Here is a 15050-nt window from a genome sequence, read left to right on the forward strand (position 1 = left end):
ACAGGAAGTCGAGAGTTACCATGCCGATCCTGAACCGAGCCGCCGAAATGCAGGAAGAAATCGCCGGCTGGCGCCGTCACCTGCACCAGAAGCCGGAACTGAATTTCGACGTCTTCGAGACGGCCGACTTCGTCAAGAACAAGCTCAAGGAGTTCGGCTGCGACGAGATCGTCACCGGCCTCGGCAAGACCGGCGTGGTCGGCGTCATCAAGGGCAATCTCGGCGCCGGCGGCACCATCGGCCTGCGCGCCGACATGGACGCGCTGCCGATCGAGGAGATCACCGGCAAGCCCTACGCCTCCACCGTGCCTGGCAAGATGCACGCCTGCGGCCATGACGGCCACACGGCAATGCTTCTGGGTGCTGCCAAATACCTCGCCGAGACGCGCAATTTCGCGGGCTCCGTGGCCGTCATCTTCCAGCCGGCCGAAGAAGGCGGCGGCGGTGGCAACGAGATGGTCAAGGACGGCATGATGGAACGCTTTGCCATCGACAAGGTATTCGGCATGCACAACATGCCGAGCCTGCCGGTCGGCCAGTTCGCCATCCGTCCGGGCGCGATCATGGCCGCGACCGCCGAATTCACCATCACCGTCAAGGGCAAGGGCGGCCATGCCGCGCTGCCGCACCGCGCCATCGATCCGATCGTCGCCGGCAGCCAGCTGGTGACGGCGCTGCAGACGATTGCCTCGCGCTCGACCGACCCGGCCGAGGCCATCGTCGTTTCAGTGACCAAGTTTAACGCGGGCTCGGCCTACAACGTCATTCCCGAACATGCGGTGCTGGCCGGCACGGTGCGCACGCTGAAGAAGGAAGTCGCAAAGCTCGCCCAGGAACGCATGGCGGCCATCTGCCGAGGTGTGGCCGAGGCCACAGGTACCGAGGTCGAGCTCGACTACGACGCCAACTACCCCGTGACCTTCAATCATCTGGCAGAGACGGTGTTTGCCGGCGACGTCGCCGCCACCATCGCAGGCGAGCCGCAGGTGCATCGCGAGATCCAGCCGCTGATGGGCGGCGAGGACTTCTCCTACATGCTGGAAGCGCGCCCCGGCGCCTTCATCTTCATCGGCAATGGCGACAGCGCCAACCTCCACCACCCTGCCTACGACTTCAACGACGAGGTCATTCCGCATGGCGTGAGCTATTGGGTGCGCCTGGCCGAAACCGCCTTGGCGGCCTGATCAGGCGACCGGAGAAAGGCGGCCTTGGCCGCCTGATCTCCCGGCAGCCAGGCCACGGCTGGCGACAACCGCCAGCCGCATCGTTGCGGGATCGCGCCGAACATGGCCACCCCCGCAAAAACCGTTGGCGAATCCGCCGGAAGCCGTTATGTGTGCAGCCGAGTGGTCCCGTAGCTCAGTAGGATAGAGTACCGTTCTAGGATCAGAAACTTACCGATCTAGTTTGTCGCCTCGGATGGGATTGGATTCAAACCATCGGTAAATTTACCGGTCGGGAAATTGGCGTTGAATCCCCTCGCGCAATGGGTTATCCGGATGGTGCGAGTTAGAAAGTCCACGTAGCTCAGTAGGATAGAGCACAGGATTCCTGAAAAATTGGGGGTTGCAGCCGGAAACACTGCAATCGATCTGCTCAAAGTCGGGGAACGCTTCGCTGTACTTCAGCATGCCAATCCCGAGCCAAGCGGCGGAGAAATCCGCTGAAGGTGTAGAGACTGGAAGGGCAGCACCTAAGGGCAGACAGCCTATGGTGAAGGGACAGTCCAGACCACGAAGGCGAAAGCTGCGGCGAAAGCCGAAGTGGTATGAATCCTGGGGTCACAGGTTCGATTCCTGTCGTGGACACCACACTTTTGCTCGCGCTAGGACTGAGCGCGGAGCAACGCGACGAACCACTTACGGCAGCCGGAGCACCGCCTTAGCGGCCGAACCTTCAATCACTTCTGGCGCGATAAAGGCTCTCGCTTGATCTCCAACATAGCAGGGCGATTTTCTTCCACGAACGTTTCCAGGCCGTAAAAGAGCTCTGCGCTCATGATCCTCGTACCTACAGGAGACTTGCGCCCTACCTTGAGCGCTACATCGTCAAGCAAGAATGTACCGTTCTTCATTCGATGAAGCCATTCAGCTAGCTCAGTAATCACTTTTTGACTTTCTGGAGACAAAGCGGCGCTTGGGATTGGCGACATTGCACCAATGAGCTGCTTCAACGCGTTGCAGCGTTGATTTTGCTCCATCACTATTCGCTGTAATGCCTGAACGTTTGCTCTCGTCCCGGCATCCATTTCGGTGACATCTATCTTAAGTGACGCATCAATTGTAGTCGGATCGGGAGAGTTGATGTCTAATATGGCGTTATAAGCAGCACGCCATATTCTCAGCATAGGCCTGTAGATGTTGTAGAGCGTCTGCTTCTCAGGGAACTTTGCGTTCTTTATCTTCCCTTCATTAGCCACGGTCGCTGCCGTAGGCGAGATGGGAGTACTTCGTGACACAAGGGCGCGGCAAACCGCCCAAACTGCCAGAAAGTTTGACCTAGTGGTCTCCTGATTAGACGGCAGTGCATCAACCAGTGAATTCGATTTACTGTCAGCATTCGCAATGACTGCTTGAATTCGAGAGGTCACGCTAAACAACCTCCGCATCAAGATTCTGAATCAGGACCGAAACGCTATTCGCATGACCTATCGTTTCAGTCAGCGACTTTGAGATGATTTCTCGAACTTCCCGCACAACGTTCAGATTCTTGAGTGTTAGCGAGCCATCTTCCAGTGCTTTTATTTCTTCTCTCGACGCGCGAGCCAACAAGAATTTCGCAAACTGATCCATGGCATCCCGAGCCACCTCGGGAGATATCCTGGTTATTAACCTGGGCGGCAAAATTCCCGCGTTCACTAGGGCAGTATCGAGATACTTGTTTCGAATCTCTTCCACGCGATCATCCCTGAGTATCAAGAAATGCCTGCTTGCTTCGGTATTGGTCAGCGAATGTTCAAATTTCGATATCTCTTCATATCGAGCCACAGCCTCCGCACCAGCTGCGACTAATTTCACGCCGGGATTGTCGCCCCGCTTCGCTTCCTCCATCAATGCCAGGCTGGCTTTCAGAAACAGCTCCACATTGAATATGGATTTCTCAAGCAGCTCTTGGCAATCTTTTAGACGCTGCATTTCAACTTCGCAGGCTTCGTAGGCCTGATTGAAACGCTGCTTATCAATTTGACCGGATTTGCGCCGATCTTCCAGACCAGCAACTCTACGGTTCAGATCTTCTTCCTCTCGGCCTAATTCCGCTCTCTGCTCACATAATTTGCTGCCGAACAGCGACAACTGCACTATCCAAGGCGGACCACTGATGAAATGACGGCACTGAATGCAATTTCGGCTACCACCCGGCACTGGGCCGTGCTTCTCTCCTTTAAGCTTACTTTTGTGAACAACAGGGCCACCGTCACTGCACCGTGACCCTTCATAAGGACACATCCCAATGTCGACGTTGCAATATTCGATCTTGGATACAGAACCGATGGCGTCGCGGAACGCAGGTTCATTCAAAGACACTGCTCGCTTCTGGGCTTGGTCGAAGTTCATTGCCTTAAGGTCATCGATAAGATCTTGCGCCAGTCCAGAATTGGCAACCGAACGTTGTAAAAGGTCATCGATCTCCGAAGGGTCGTACCTGAGATAATAAACCGTCATTCTCAGAGTGGCATGCCCTGCCACCATCTTGCTGATCAGTTCAATCGGCATGCCCGATTGATACAGCACACTCAATCCACGGACGCGAATTCCGTGAAGGTTGTAAATTGAACTCTGGGGCTGCCCTGTACTCTTTTGGCGAGATACGATCTGTATCGCCTTTTCTGGGTTTAAGGCATTCCACCTAGCCTCGCCCTCCGCCAGAAGCATGTTCCAAGCCTTGTCAACTTCGCTTCGTGTTACAATCCTACCTTGCCAAGGCTGCGGATTGGTCGGGAAAAGTCGATAGATCGGAAATATAGTTGGATATGAAGACATCGTTACTATTGGCGCACGACCAGGATCGTCCAGATATTTTTCAGGTCCGATAGGCTCCTCAATTGGATTATACTTTTCTTGCCAATTTAATAAATCGCCAAGGCGCTTGTGGACAACTGGATGTTGCCACGGGAGAGCGTAAGGAGAGCCCGTTTTATTTGTGTTGATCCAAAATCCGGTAATCGGCTTTACAGGATCATTAAATTGATGGGCATATCCTTTCGTTGGGAATCCTTCCCAAGGCGCACGCTCCAGATTTGCCCAATATCCGGCATGCACGCTTGGATTAGGCACCCACTTCATTACGTTGGCATCAAACCGAAGCACATCACCTTCGCCACTATCAAAGCGACGCCATTGACCGATCCGCAACGGTATATCAAACGCGTTTGAAATGAGCGTTGGTATCACAGGGCAATATACGGATGCTGGAATTCCATCTTCCACGACCTTCACGTCGAAGTGGCCGCATCTGCCTGGCCAACCTACCTCACCTTCATCCAGAATTTCCTTGATCAACGTATGGAGTTTGGCAGGTAGTGGACGAGACCTTGTTGAATTTGGTTTTCGTGCCGGAATTGATTTTTGGAGCTTGGCAAGCTCCAAATCCGAAATCAGTGAATACAGAACAGTATCAGGGTTTTCGGCTGCAACTTTGTCGACATAATGATCAGAAACCTTTCTCAGGGTCCTGGCCAAGGAATGGATATAATCAGGCTTTCCTTCGGTACTTTCTCTTAAATACTCTGAAACTGATACTTTTCGGTCCTTTTGTTTCAGGATATCTATCAATCTCTTGTTTGGAAAATTCTTCTCTAGCCAGGCATTTGTGTGGAGAAGAACCTGATCTATGTCTGAGGGCCGGATGCGAGACGTTTCCTTAAAGTCACGAAACATCGCCGTCAGATCTTGTTGGAGAGGCGACCGAGAGGCTTCCAAAGCCCGCACCGTAATAGATTTCCCCCATACTTGACGATGACTGCTGGCTTTTTTCGTCAAAGAAGGATCATCATAGATCCTTGCGAAACCAAGGATTAGGTTCCGGAGACCTTGGACATTAAAGGTACTGTTCTTGCCCACGATTTCACGCCGCCAAGTCAACCCATCCGAAGTCCTAAACCAATCGACAACATCGTGTACAAGTTTGAGCGGAATTTGCTTCGCATCTTCCGGTCCAAGACAACTCACCGCAAATATACAAAGAACTCGATACATAAACGCCTCGACTGAGCGACGACTCCCATCTGCCAGCTTGTCCAAACATGCAAAAGCTCCTGCTGCCATCAAATCTTCGTGGAGATTGCAGACCGACGCGGAGGTATTCAAAAACTCCAGGGCCAACTCCCAGTTTAATTTTTTACTCCCCTTTTTAAAAAAACTATAAGGTGAGATACAAATATCAGTGCTTGCAACATCGTACAGTATTTTCTTTTCATTATCTTTTACCTTCCTATTAATAGGAACATTAAAAAGAACATCTAGAAGACCCTCAACTTCAGAAGTATCATAATCATTATTATAATGATAATGAGATTCACTGAGGTTTAGTACATATCCGCTCTCTTCGTACGAAATTATCATTGAATTCTACTTATTTTATCTTAGTATCCGCGATGACTAAAGCTGTGCATTTCAAATGCACCATCTGCCTGCAATTTTACGCGAGCCGCTAGATCTGACCACATGTGGGTTAGGTCAGATGATAGTTTATCTTTGAATAGACTGGCATGATTATCAAGTATATCGCTAACTTCCGAGGGTAGTAGCCTCGTATATATTAAGTGGCTGTAAATACTTGTGTGATGCATGCATTTTTGGATAATGACACCGTCGACACCTAATGATTTTAAAATGCGTCCATACAGGTGACGAAGACCATGCGGAGTTGTACCCATTTCTTTAGATCTGATCAGTGAGGGGTCTTGGTAATTTCTAGCCAGCCTGCGAATTGCTCGTGTCCAAGCAGCCCTGAATGCAGTGATGGTGTAAGGATCACCTACATTCCCTTGGCCGTCACCTGCTGATCGTCCGCTGCTTACGAACAGAAATGGGTGATCGCCGAGTATTTTGGGCCGTCGGGCCATAATCGACGGCCGGGTGACGAACAAATACTTTCGCAAACGGTGCGTCAGGTGAATAATGGCGGGTTCAAGAGGAAGCCAATAAGCTTGGGTTGTATCGCCCGCAGAGATCCCCATCCCTTTCCAACCTACATGATTTCTATGCTTATCTAAATTCCGCGGAAGAAGATTAAACGATTCCAGATAGCTGGCTCGACTTATGACTTGGTCCTGATTATTTATGACGCTGCCGTCGTCAGGGTTCTGAAAAAACATCAGAACCCTGTCCTGGATAAACTGGACATCCGACACGTATGAATGAAACGGCTCGCTAGTTCTCAGCCCACCGACTGCCAAAATTAGGGCGATGATTTCTGCCGCCTCATCATGCTCAGAATGGTCACGCCCGTGACTAAACCCTTCGAATAAGAGGGGTGCTAAATACTTCGGTGGGAAAAAGTGTACCGGGCCGCTGGGCGCTCTGGCAGGACCCACAACTCCCGTAAACCGGTGAGATTTGTTTTTATTTTCATTTGGCGAGGGTTGGCCGTAGGCCGACGAAGCGTGGGGGCGCTCCCTCAGGTGTTTTAGGAAGCTGTATCTAGTTCGTATCGCCAGCTCAGCAGCGACACGAAATGAATGCGTAGGATTAACCCCGGGAGCTTTAACACATGCCGCCCAGGCCCATCTTGACTCCTCCTTTTTGTCGCCTAGCCATTCGAGATGACGCGTTAGTGCGCCCAAAAGCCTACCAGTTCGATCTCGCCCTTTAGCGTTCCAGAACAGGCCGAAAGGATCTGCGCGCCCACCGTCGCGCACCAGGGATGTGCCGTGAAGTAGCGCCAAGGCAAACCCCCTTAGCAGACGTCTCTCTAAAGGTTCGCAGTCTGTTTGGATAAACGACAACGGCATAGCCTGAATTGCCGCTACTGAAAAATCGATCAGGAGGCCAATCGCCTGTGCCGTCGTTGATTGCCATTTTTCACAGCGAGAATCGTTTTCAAAAAAATAGTCCTCTAGGTGATTGTATCTGTGCGACTGGATACTGCCGTCTGACCCACTGACGATTACATATAAGACGGGCCACCGACGTACCCGACCTTCTCGCCAGACCTGCTGCCTAACAACAGTGAAATTGAGCCCACGCTCAAGATGTTTTTTGTTATAAGGCAAGCCATCTTCCTTTCTGCTGCCAACAATACGCAACGTATTTATCTTTTCGGAAAAAATCCATGACGTCGCGATAATAATTAATGCGAATTTGTTTATATACAACACTAACTAATAGAAATTGCAAATCATTAATATTTGTATACCAGATTTTATACTTGTTAAGCTAATATCGTTGTCGATTATTACTTTAACTGGGGCGCAGGCTGATCGTCAGCGTCACTCGCAGGCTGGTCGTTTGAAAGACGACAAAATTGTTTGTCTGTTTGTTTGTTAGTCTGTTTGAAACGCTAAAGACCTCAACGAGGCTGCGCCCGTTTAGGGTGACCTGTCCGCCAAGGTGCGGACTAGGAAGCACTCACGGCAACGGGAAAACGCTACCGTTGTCATCGCGGTGTGAGTAAATGGCGGGGCGACGATGCTACAGTAAAGGCAACAACAACCCCACGACCACCTCTCAAGACATTTCGACCGTACTTGCAGGTGGACAGGTGATCGCTATAGGCCAATACGCCGATCACCGAGCTGGACAATCGGTTCCGTGGATTCGCCAGCGGTGGAAGTCCCTACGAGATCAATCTGCCTAACCTGCGGCCCTCGCCGGATGGTTATGACAAGCACTTCAACGGCGCGTGAATTTTCAGCGGATCTTAGAAGCTTCTGGCGAAATGTGGCTACTGAAAGTGTTCTATTTCTTTGGAGTGAAGAGATCGTCCATTTCGGTAAAGACCGCTGTAGAAGCAGTCTCGCCGCGCTCTTGCTCACGCTCTCGATGCCACTCTTCCATCAAGATACGTCGCGCTTCATCGCGGGCTTCTAGGAACATTTCAATACAGTCGGCAAGCTGACCGCCAGAAAGTTGTTCGTAGTCGCCCCGATGCCAAATCTCTGGCGAGCGCTGTCGATTCTCGCCATCCTTCGGAAAAAACAAAAACTCGGCTGGGCTGTCCTGATAGTCAGTGAGTGAGAGGAAAGCATCTTCGCATATCGTCGCCAAAAGACGACGCTGCGAGAGAGTTAGAGACAGCGTGCTCCAGCCGCACACGAAGATTGGAAGAAACTGACCTCCCTCACGAATAACCGACAGCGGAGCGACGGGAACCTGAACCTCCCTTGAAACCAAGAAGTGGCCCCGGTCGAACTCGATTGGATTCCTTGCCGCGTAGCCCCGTTCATTGTCATGAGCAAAAAAAGCTCTGACCAGTTCTTCGTTCTGATTCTTGCCCGCCGGAGCACCCCCACGCTTTACGATCCCCAGTGCCGTTTCCAGATCGATGCCCAGCTGGATACGGTCTTTGATAGCCGCATACCCGGTCTGGTAAGTGAACGGCGGAATACTCTTGGCGAAAGACAAGATAGATTTCGTAGTGGTGGGTACATCTACGCCTATAAAGCGAACCCAATTGGGTCCGGCCGGCGGGCGGTCGAGCTTGGCAATGATCTTTGCGTAGTCTTTTGCCATTAGTGTTTCGCCGTCTTCTGATACCACTCCCGAATGAGACCATCAGAGATTTTCATCGTGGGATTGGATCGATTGTCATGATTCCAAGTCGTATCCCACGGCCCATTTTTCACATGTGACTGTGCCACGAGCGCGCCAGGAGACATCGCAATATACTTGGAGATGATAGTTTTGAGAAAAGCCGCTTCTTCGTTAGCGAGGTCGCATGATGCGATCATGCGTCGTCCTGTTTGTGGATCGATGTATGTCGCCCGAGAAGTAATGCAGGCTTCTCCGAACGTCTTGAACTGATGATACAACTCGCGAAAGACAGGGCCATGGGTCCAAGCCTCGATTTTCGCAGTTACGAGTGGGCGCTCGAAGGTAGCCAGAAAATCTGCATGCAGAAAGTAGACGATCTTGTTGATGTGAAGGTTGGAAATCCCCCGCTCTTCGCCATCCGCAACATCAAGCACGTAGTTAGCAATCGCCCTAACATCATAGCCCATATGGTACAACTAGGTTATTCTCGTTTTGTTCGCAATGGCGGCACAACGGTTTCCCCAAGAATTGGCACCGTGACAGCATCCCTGCCAAAGCCATGGATAGCGCCGGAAGAGCGTGACCTGGCAGACTTCACCGGGCCGAGCCGCCACCCAAAGCAGCGGCGGGTAGCTGCGGGGATTTTGTGAATTTCTGTCCCGGCAACGTCAGCGGCTACCGCTCGCGCCGATAGCACCTATTGTCGGCTGTGCTTGATCCAACGTTTCTCCACGGCACAGGCGCATCATCGCGCCATGAACGCGCTGCGCTCGTGCTCCGATGAAGGCGTCATAGTCGCCAGCGATCAGCGCGTCGTAAGGCACCATATGGCTTTCGAGCCGACTTCTAACCTCCGCCTCGCCAAGATGCGCATCGGCGGCGCGTGCTTCGAGATAGTTTTTCGGCGTCTTTGCTGCGATCTTGCGGTTGGTTCGCCAAGTGATCAATGCACAGTTCAGGGCGCGGCTCGCATAGGGACTGTCTCGCTCGACGCCCAGCACGCCGACCGGGAACAGGTGGTGGTATTCGCGCCGCCCGATGTTGTCGGCATTCGCCTTCGCGCCATCGGCGAAATCGTAGCCGCCTCGGTGCAGCGACACCGCAAGGATCGCACGCGACAGTCGATCACGCCGACCAGGCCAGCCCGCACGGGCGAGCTCTTCCGGCGACGGCAAGGGGTTAGCGACTTCATCGAACAGTTCGGGCTGTTCGGTTGCATCACGATTGGCGATCAACGCCGCCAGCCGGATATGGTCTGAATAGCCACGGGTCGCCGCGGTTTTCAGATACCGATCTGTGAAGCTAGCTCGCCACAGCGCCTTGCGGATCAGGGTCCGCGCCCGTCCTTCGACATCGTGCCCATGCTGCGGCACTCGCGCCCATAGCGCCGAAACTAGATAGACGGCGACCTCGGTCGGCAGCAGCTTTTCCGCGAAAATGGCTTCGTCGCGAAGGAAGCCGATGCCCCGCTCGATGCCGAAACAGACCTCCGGCCATACGCTCGCCAGCCCCTCGCCAAAATCCTTTTCCAGATACGTCTTCTTGAGCGGCGGCTTGCCGAGCAGCAGTGCGCCGACGGCCAGCGCCAAATCCTCTATGCGCCCGAAATCCTGTGTCGCGGGCACCGATTGCCGAAGTTCGTCGACCATCGTGTGCAGTGAATTGCCGACAGCCCCTTCGAGCTGCGCCACCACGATGTCGAAATCCTTGAGCGGCGAGGCCGATGTGTTCATGCGAATAAACACGTCCAGCGCGGTTTCTTGCGCCGTCTCGACAGGCAGCGATAGAAACGGTGTCGGATAGGCAGCAACGCGGGCGCGGAGATTGGTTATACGCCGCTCGGTCGCGCGGTCTGCTTTGGCTGCTTCGCACCAATCGAGCATTCGCTTCTCACCCGCTGATCCGGGGCAAAGAATGTGAATCGGGACGAGCTTAGCGGCCAGCACCTGTTCCGCGCTGTCGAGCCAAACCGGATAGCGGACCCCGTTTCGCTCCCAGCGTTTTTTGATCTCGACTTCCGGTTCGTTGTCGTCGTCACCTAACTCGACAAAGATCGACAGTTCATCGTAGCTGTCATTCAGGGAGCGCCAGATCGCGGTCATTCGCTGCTGGCCGTCGAGCAGATGCATCTGGGGTCTTCCGCTGAGTGCAGGAGCGCCGACGATTGGCCGGGAATGAAACAGTTCCTCGTCGCCGATCTCAAGCGTCAGCAGAGCCCCGATGGGCAGTGACGGCACGCGCAAGATGTTCTCCAGCACGCCTTCGATCTGGTCCGCCTTCCACGCCTCATGCCGTTGAAACCGGGGTAGAGCAAGCTGGCCTTGTCCGATCATCGACAGCCAGCCTTCGATTGTCTTGGTGCGTGCTTCCATAATCCTCCCCCGAGTTTCCGCTACCCCCGACATACTGGGATAAACTGCCTATCTCGTTAACGTCGTTCTGACACAAGGTTAGAGCAGGGAAATCAGGTTTAGTTTCGGGCGGTTGCTATTGTCGCCGATTGTCATTCTGAGTAGTTTGCGTCGATGGGGGAAAGTCTGATAAATTCAGAGAAGCTTGAAACACTGATCGCCGAGGCAAAGGCGTCCGGTGGATCGGAACTGGCCAACTATCAGTTGTTCATCCTCGGGCTGTGCGAGGCGCTGGGGCTGGACCGTCCTGCGATGGCGCAGGAGCAGAATGACCGCAACGATTACGTGTTCGAGAGGCGGGTGGACTTCAAGCACCCTGACGGTTCCCGGTCAGCGGGCCGCATCGACTGCTATCGTCGTGGCTGCTTCATCCTCGAAGCCAAGCAGTCCGGCAAACGGCAGGCCGTCAAGTTCGATCCCGACCAGCTTGCCCTGATCCCCGAGGATGCGACGCAGCGCAAGCAGGGGCAGGCGAAGCGCAGCACGCGAGGCTGGGATCAGGTCATGCTGGCCGCTCGCAAGCAGGCAGAAGACTATGCCCGCGCCCTTCCGGTCGAGCATGGCTATCCGCCGTTCCTGCTCGTGGTCGATGTCGGTCATGTGATCGAGGTCTATGCCGACTTCTCCGGGCAGGGAAAGAACTACGCGCATTTTCCCGACCGTCAATCCTATCGCGTCGACATGGACGATCTTCGTGACGAGAAGGTGCAGGCGCGCCTGCGTGCCATCTGGACCGATCCGCTGTCGCTCGACCCAACGCGCATTTCAGCCGAGGTCACGCGCGACATCGCCGAGCGGCTGGCCAAGATCGCGAAACGACTTGAAGGCAAGCACGACGCTAAGGACGTGGCCGAGTTCCTGATGCGGTGCCTGTTCACGATGTTCGCCGAAGACGTGAAGCTCATCCCGGAGAAGGGTTTTCACAAATTGCTCGGGCAGATGAAAGACACGCCCGAACATTTTGTCGCCGCGCTGGAAAGCCTTTGGAGCGTCATGGACGGTGGCGGTTACGCGCCGCACCTGAACGCGACCTTGAAGAAGTTCAACGGCTCCCTGTTCAAGAAGCGGGCGGCCCTCCCCCTCGACCGCGACGACATCAACGAGCTGTGGATCGCGGCGGGCAAGGATTGGTCCGATGTTGAGCCGGCTATCTTCGGAACCTTGCTGGAGCGGGCGCTGAACCCTCGCGAACGCTCGAAGCTCGGTGCGCACTATACGCCTCGTGCCTATGTTGAGCGGCTGGTTGTGCCGACGATCATCGAGCCTCTCCGCGCCGATTGGGAGCTTGTTCAGGGACAGGTCAAGGAGTTGCGCGACAGGGACGATAATGCCGGAGCGCTCGCCGCCGTTAAGGCATACCATCACAAACTCTGCACCACGCGGGTGCTAGACCCCGCCTGCGGCACCGGCAACTTCCTCTATGTCAGCCTCGAATTGATGAAGCGTCTTGAGGGCGAGGTCCTGGAGGCTCTGGACGATCTTGGCGAGGATCAGGCCCGGTTCGCGATGGAAGGCGAGACCGTCAGCCCCCGACAGTTCTACGGACTAGAGTTGAACCCGCGCGCCGTTCCCATCGCCGACCTCGTGCTGTGGATCGGCTATCTCAAGTGGCAGCTCAAGACCGCGGGCCTCGCCTCGATTACGGAGCCGATCCTGCACGCCTACGGCACGATCAGGCAGCAGGACGCGGTAATCGAATATGACCGACAGGAGTTGTTACTGGATGCTCAGGGACGACCGTTGTCGCGCTGGGATGGGGTAACGAAGAAGCTCCACTCGATCACCGGGGAGGAAGTGCCTGATCCCGACGCGCAGATGCCCCTCTACTCCTATGTGAACCCCAAGCGTGCGCCGTGGCCCGAGGTCGAGTTCATCGTCGGCAATCCACCGTTCATCGGTGGCAAGGACATGCGGGCCGAGTTGGGAAACGGCTATGCGGAAGCGTGCTGGGCAGCGCGTCCCAACCTTCCGGGTGGAGCCGACTTCGTCATGCACTTCTGGGATGAGGCCGCGACCAGACTGCTGCGGAAGCCGGGGGAGGGGCAAACGAACCCGCTGAGGCGCTTCGGGTTCATCACCACCAATTCGATAACGCAGACCTTCTCCCGGCGTGTCATCGAGCGTCACATGGCTGCCAAGGAGCCGCTGTCGCTCGTGTTCGCCGTCCCCAACCATCCATGGCTCAAGGCATCCGACAAGGCTGCCGTGCGCATTGCCATGACGGTGGCACAGAAGGGGGAGCACGAGGGTGTTCTGGCCGAGGTCGTCTCCGAGGCTGGGCTGAACACTGACACACCCCAGATCGTGCTGGAAGCGCGTGAGGGTAAGGTCCGCGGGAATCTTACGATCGGTGCCGACTTGTCCGCTGCCCGGTCGCTGGTCTCTAACTCCTATATGGGCCATAAGGGAATGATGCCTTACGGCAAGGGCTTTTGGATCAAACCAAGGCTTGCAGAGGAACTTCGACAAGAAGGTAGTGAAACGCATCCCCATCGCATCCGACCCTATCTCAATGGATCAGACCTGACACGTCGAGCGCGTGGCGTGTTTGCCATCGACTTCCTAGGTCTCTCTGTAGACCAAGCTCGGAGTTGGTTTCCGCGCGCATACTCGCATCTCTACGAGCACGTTCGGCCCGAGCGGTTAACGAACAATCGAAAAGCTCGCCGCGAGAAATGGTGGTTGTTTGCCGAGCCTGCGCTGGACCTCCGCGATGCAGTTAGCACCCTCCCAAAGTTTATCGCGACAACGGAAACAGCAAGGCATCGAACGTTTTCGTTTGTCGCGGCTGACATGCTAGCTGATCAGAAGATAAGGGTCATTTCCTCGGACCGAACAGAAATACTAGCTGTGCTAAGCTCTCGTGTTCACGTGGGTTTCGCGATTGCCAAGGGCGGGAGGCAGGGTGTCGGCGACGATCCCGTTTATCAACATACTCAAACGTTCAGCCCGTTCCCATTTCCTCTGGCTCTCGATTCGAAACTCGCTGAGAGCGATCCAATGTATGCACAACAAGAACGTCTGCGCGCGCTAGGCGAGCGGCTCAATACCTTCCGCAAAGATCGGCTGGCCGAGCATATCTTCCTGACTATGACCGGTCTCTACAACGCGCTGGAGCGGCTCAGGGAACTGGAGAACGGCTGCGACGTGCTGCCGCTCACCGACGCCGAGCGCGACGTGCATCAGGCCGGGCTGGTCTCCGTCCTCAAGGAAATCCATGACGACATCGACCGTGCCGTGCTCATCGCCTATGGCTGGGACGATCTGATCCCCGAACTGGTCGGTAAGCCCGGCGCGACGCTGCCGTCGGCGCACAAGACAGAAGCCCAGGAGAGAGCCGAGGAAGACCTTCTGTCGCGGCTGGTCGCGCTTAATCAGGAGCGGGCGGCAGAGGAGAAGAAGGGCGTCGTGCAGTGGCTGCGGCCCGACTACCAGATACCGAAACTGGGCGTGAAGGCACCGAAGGCCGAGGGCGAGCATGTCGGCACACTCGACATTGAACTGCCCGCGACCGCCGAGCGTACGAAATGGCCGTCTGATGGTCTGGAGCAGATCAGGCTGGTCCGCGACCTGCTCGCCAAGGCCCCGGCTCCGACACAACCCGATGCTATCGCGGGCGTGTTCGACGGTCGCAACACCGCCAAGCGGCGGGTTCGCATCGCCGAGGTTCTAGAGACGCTGGTCGCCACCGGTCTTGCCCGCACCGGTGAGCATGAGGGTCAGCGGCGATACTTTCTGCCGCGATAGCCGCCAACAGTATCGGTCAACCCGATTTCGATTTGCCTTTGACTGCCGCGTCGATGACGCCGCCAATCCAGCGTAGCAAATCGTCGGGACGACCGGCCAAGCGGCTGACCATTGCACGGCTTATTTGCATAGGATGGACGTGCAGACCAGGGCCCATGGCTATCAGCAGCATTTACAACTAATCGCCCTATGTTCACAG

At 55.0% G+C, this 15050-nt stretch carries 9 protein-coding genes; 2 read left to right on the forward strand and 7 right to left on the reverse strand.

All coding sequences use genetic code 11. The features are described 5' to 3' along the window. The first annotated feature begins 20 nt into the window (after positions 1 to 20). A complete protein-coding gene (locus tag B015_RS0121150) occupies positions 21 to 1184 on the forward strand; it encodes a M20 aminoacylase family protein (protein ID WP_018429732.1) in 1164 nt (387 codons plus the stop codon). Between the two features lie 716 nt (positions 1185 to 1900). Here B015_RS0121150 and B015_RS31330 read toward each other — a convergent pair. From B015_RS31330 to B015_RS31335, 6 genes are all read right to left on the reverse strand, one after another. Continuing rightward, the gene (locus tag B015_RS31330) at positions 1901 to 2590 is read right to left on the reverse strand and encodes a hypothetical protein (RefSeq protein WP_157632797.1); all 690 of its coding nucleotides are present in this window, start codon (positions 2588 to 2590) and stop codon (positions 1901 to 1903) included. A 1-nt stretch (position 2591) separates the two neighbouring features. After that, complete coding sequence (locus B015_RS32725; RefSeq protein WP_081623512.1) at positions 2592 to 5561, reverse strand: VPA1269 family protein; 2970 nt, start codon at positions 5559 to 5561, stop codon at positions 2592 to 2594. Between the two features lie 20 nt (positions 5562 to 5581). Then, positions 5582 to 7246, reverse strand: coding sequence for a tyrosine-type recombinase/integrase (locus B015_RS33385; protein ID WP_157632798.1), 1665 nt, complete (start codon positions 7244 to 7246; stop codon positions 5582 to 5584). Between the two features lie 652 nt (positions 7247 to 7898). Continuing rightward, complete coding sequence (locus tag B015_RS0121165) at positions 7899 to 8672, reverse strand: hypothetical protein (RefSeq protein ID WP_018429735.1); 774 nt, start codon at positions 8670 to 8672, stop codon at positions 7899 to 7901. Then, positions 8672 to 9160 carry a type II toxin-antitoxin system antitoxin SocA domain-containing protein gene (locus tag B015_RS0121170; protein ID WP_018429736.1) on the reverse strand — a complete coding sequence of 163 codons (489 nt, stop codon included), beginning with the start codon at positions 9158 to 9160 and terminating at the stop codon, positions 8672 to 8674. The genes B015_RS0121165 and B015_RS0121170 overlap by 1 nt, the downstream gene beginning before the upstream one ends. Before the next feature lie 201 nt (positions 9161 to 9361). Next, the gene (locus B015_RS31335; RefSeq protein WP_018429737.1) at positions 9362 to 11065 is read right to left on the reverse strand and encodes a DUF262 domain-containing protein; all 1704 of its coding nucleotides are present in this window, start codon (positions 11063 to 11065) and stop codon (positions 9362 to 9364) included. A 153-nt stretch (positions 11066 to 11218) separates the two neighbouring features. Here B015_RS31335 and B015_RS0121180 point away from each other — a divergent pair, with 153 nt between their 5' ends. Continuing rightward, on the forward strand, positions 11219 to 14851 hold the full coding sequence (locus tag B015_RS0121180; RefSeq protein ID WP_018429738.1) for a DNA methyltransferase: 3633 nt from the start codon (positions 11219 to 11221) through the stop codon (positions 14849 to 14851). A 16-nt stretch (positions 14852 to 14867) separates the two neighbouring features. Here B015_RS0121180 and B015_RS33390 read toward each other — a convergent pair whose 3' ends face one another. Continuing rightward, entirely contained in the window at positions 14868 to 15023 is a 156-nt protein-coding gene (locus B015_RS33390) for a hypothetical protein (protein ID WP_157632799.1), read from the reverse strand. Positions 15024 to 15050 lie beyond the last annotated feature (27 nt).

Origin of the sequence: Hoeflea sp. 108, assembly GCF_000372965.1 — a bacterium.
GTDB lineage: Bacteria > Pseudomonadota > Alphaproteobacteria > Rhizobiales > Rhizobiaceae > Aminobacter.

Excerpts from the sequence above, each read along its gene's own strand:
- B015_RS0121150 (WP_018429732.1), top strand. The coding sequence starts at position 21 with ATGCCGATCCTGAACCGAGCCGCCGAAATGCAGGAAGAAATCGCCGGC.
- B015_RS32725 (WP_081623512.1), bottom strand. The coding sequence starts at position 5,561 with ATGATAATTTCGTACGAAGAGAGCGGATATGTACTAAACCTCAGTGAA.
- B015_RS0121165 (WP_018429735.1), bottom strand. The coding sequence starts at position 8,672 with ATGGCAAAAGACTACGCAAAGATCATTGCCAAGCTCGACCGCCCGCCG.
- B015_RS0121170 (WP_018429736.1), bottom strand. The coding sequence starts at position 9,160 with ATGGGCTATGATGTTAGGGCGATTGCTAACTACGTGCTTGATGTTGCG.
- B015_RS31335 (WP_018429737.1), bottom strand. The coding sequence starts at position 11,065 with ATGGAAGCACGCACCAAGACAATCGAAGGCTGGCTGTCGATGATCGGA.
- B015_RS0121180 (WP_018429738.1), top strand. The coding sequence starts at position 11,219 with ATGGGGGAAAGTCTGATAAATTCAGAGAAGCTTGAAACACTGATCGCC.
- B015_RS33390 (WP_157632799.1), bottom strand. The coding sequence starts at position 15,023 with ATGCTGCTGATAGCCATGGGCCCTGGTCTGCACGTCCATCCTATGCAA.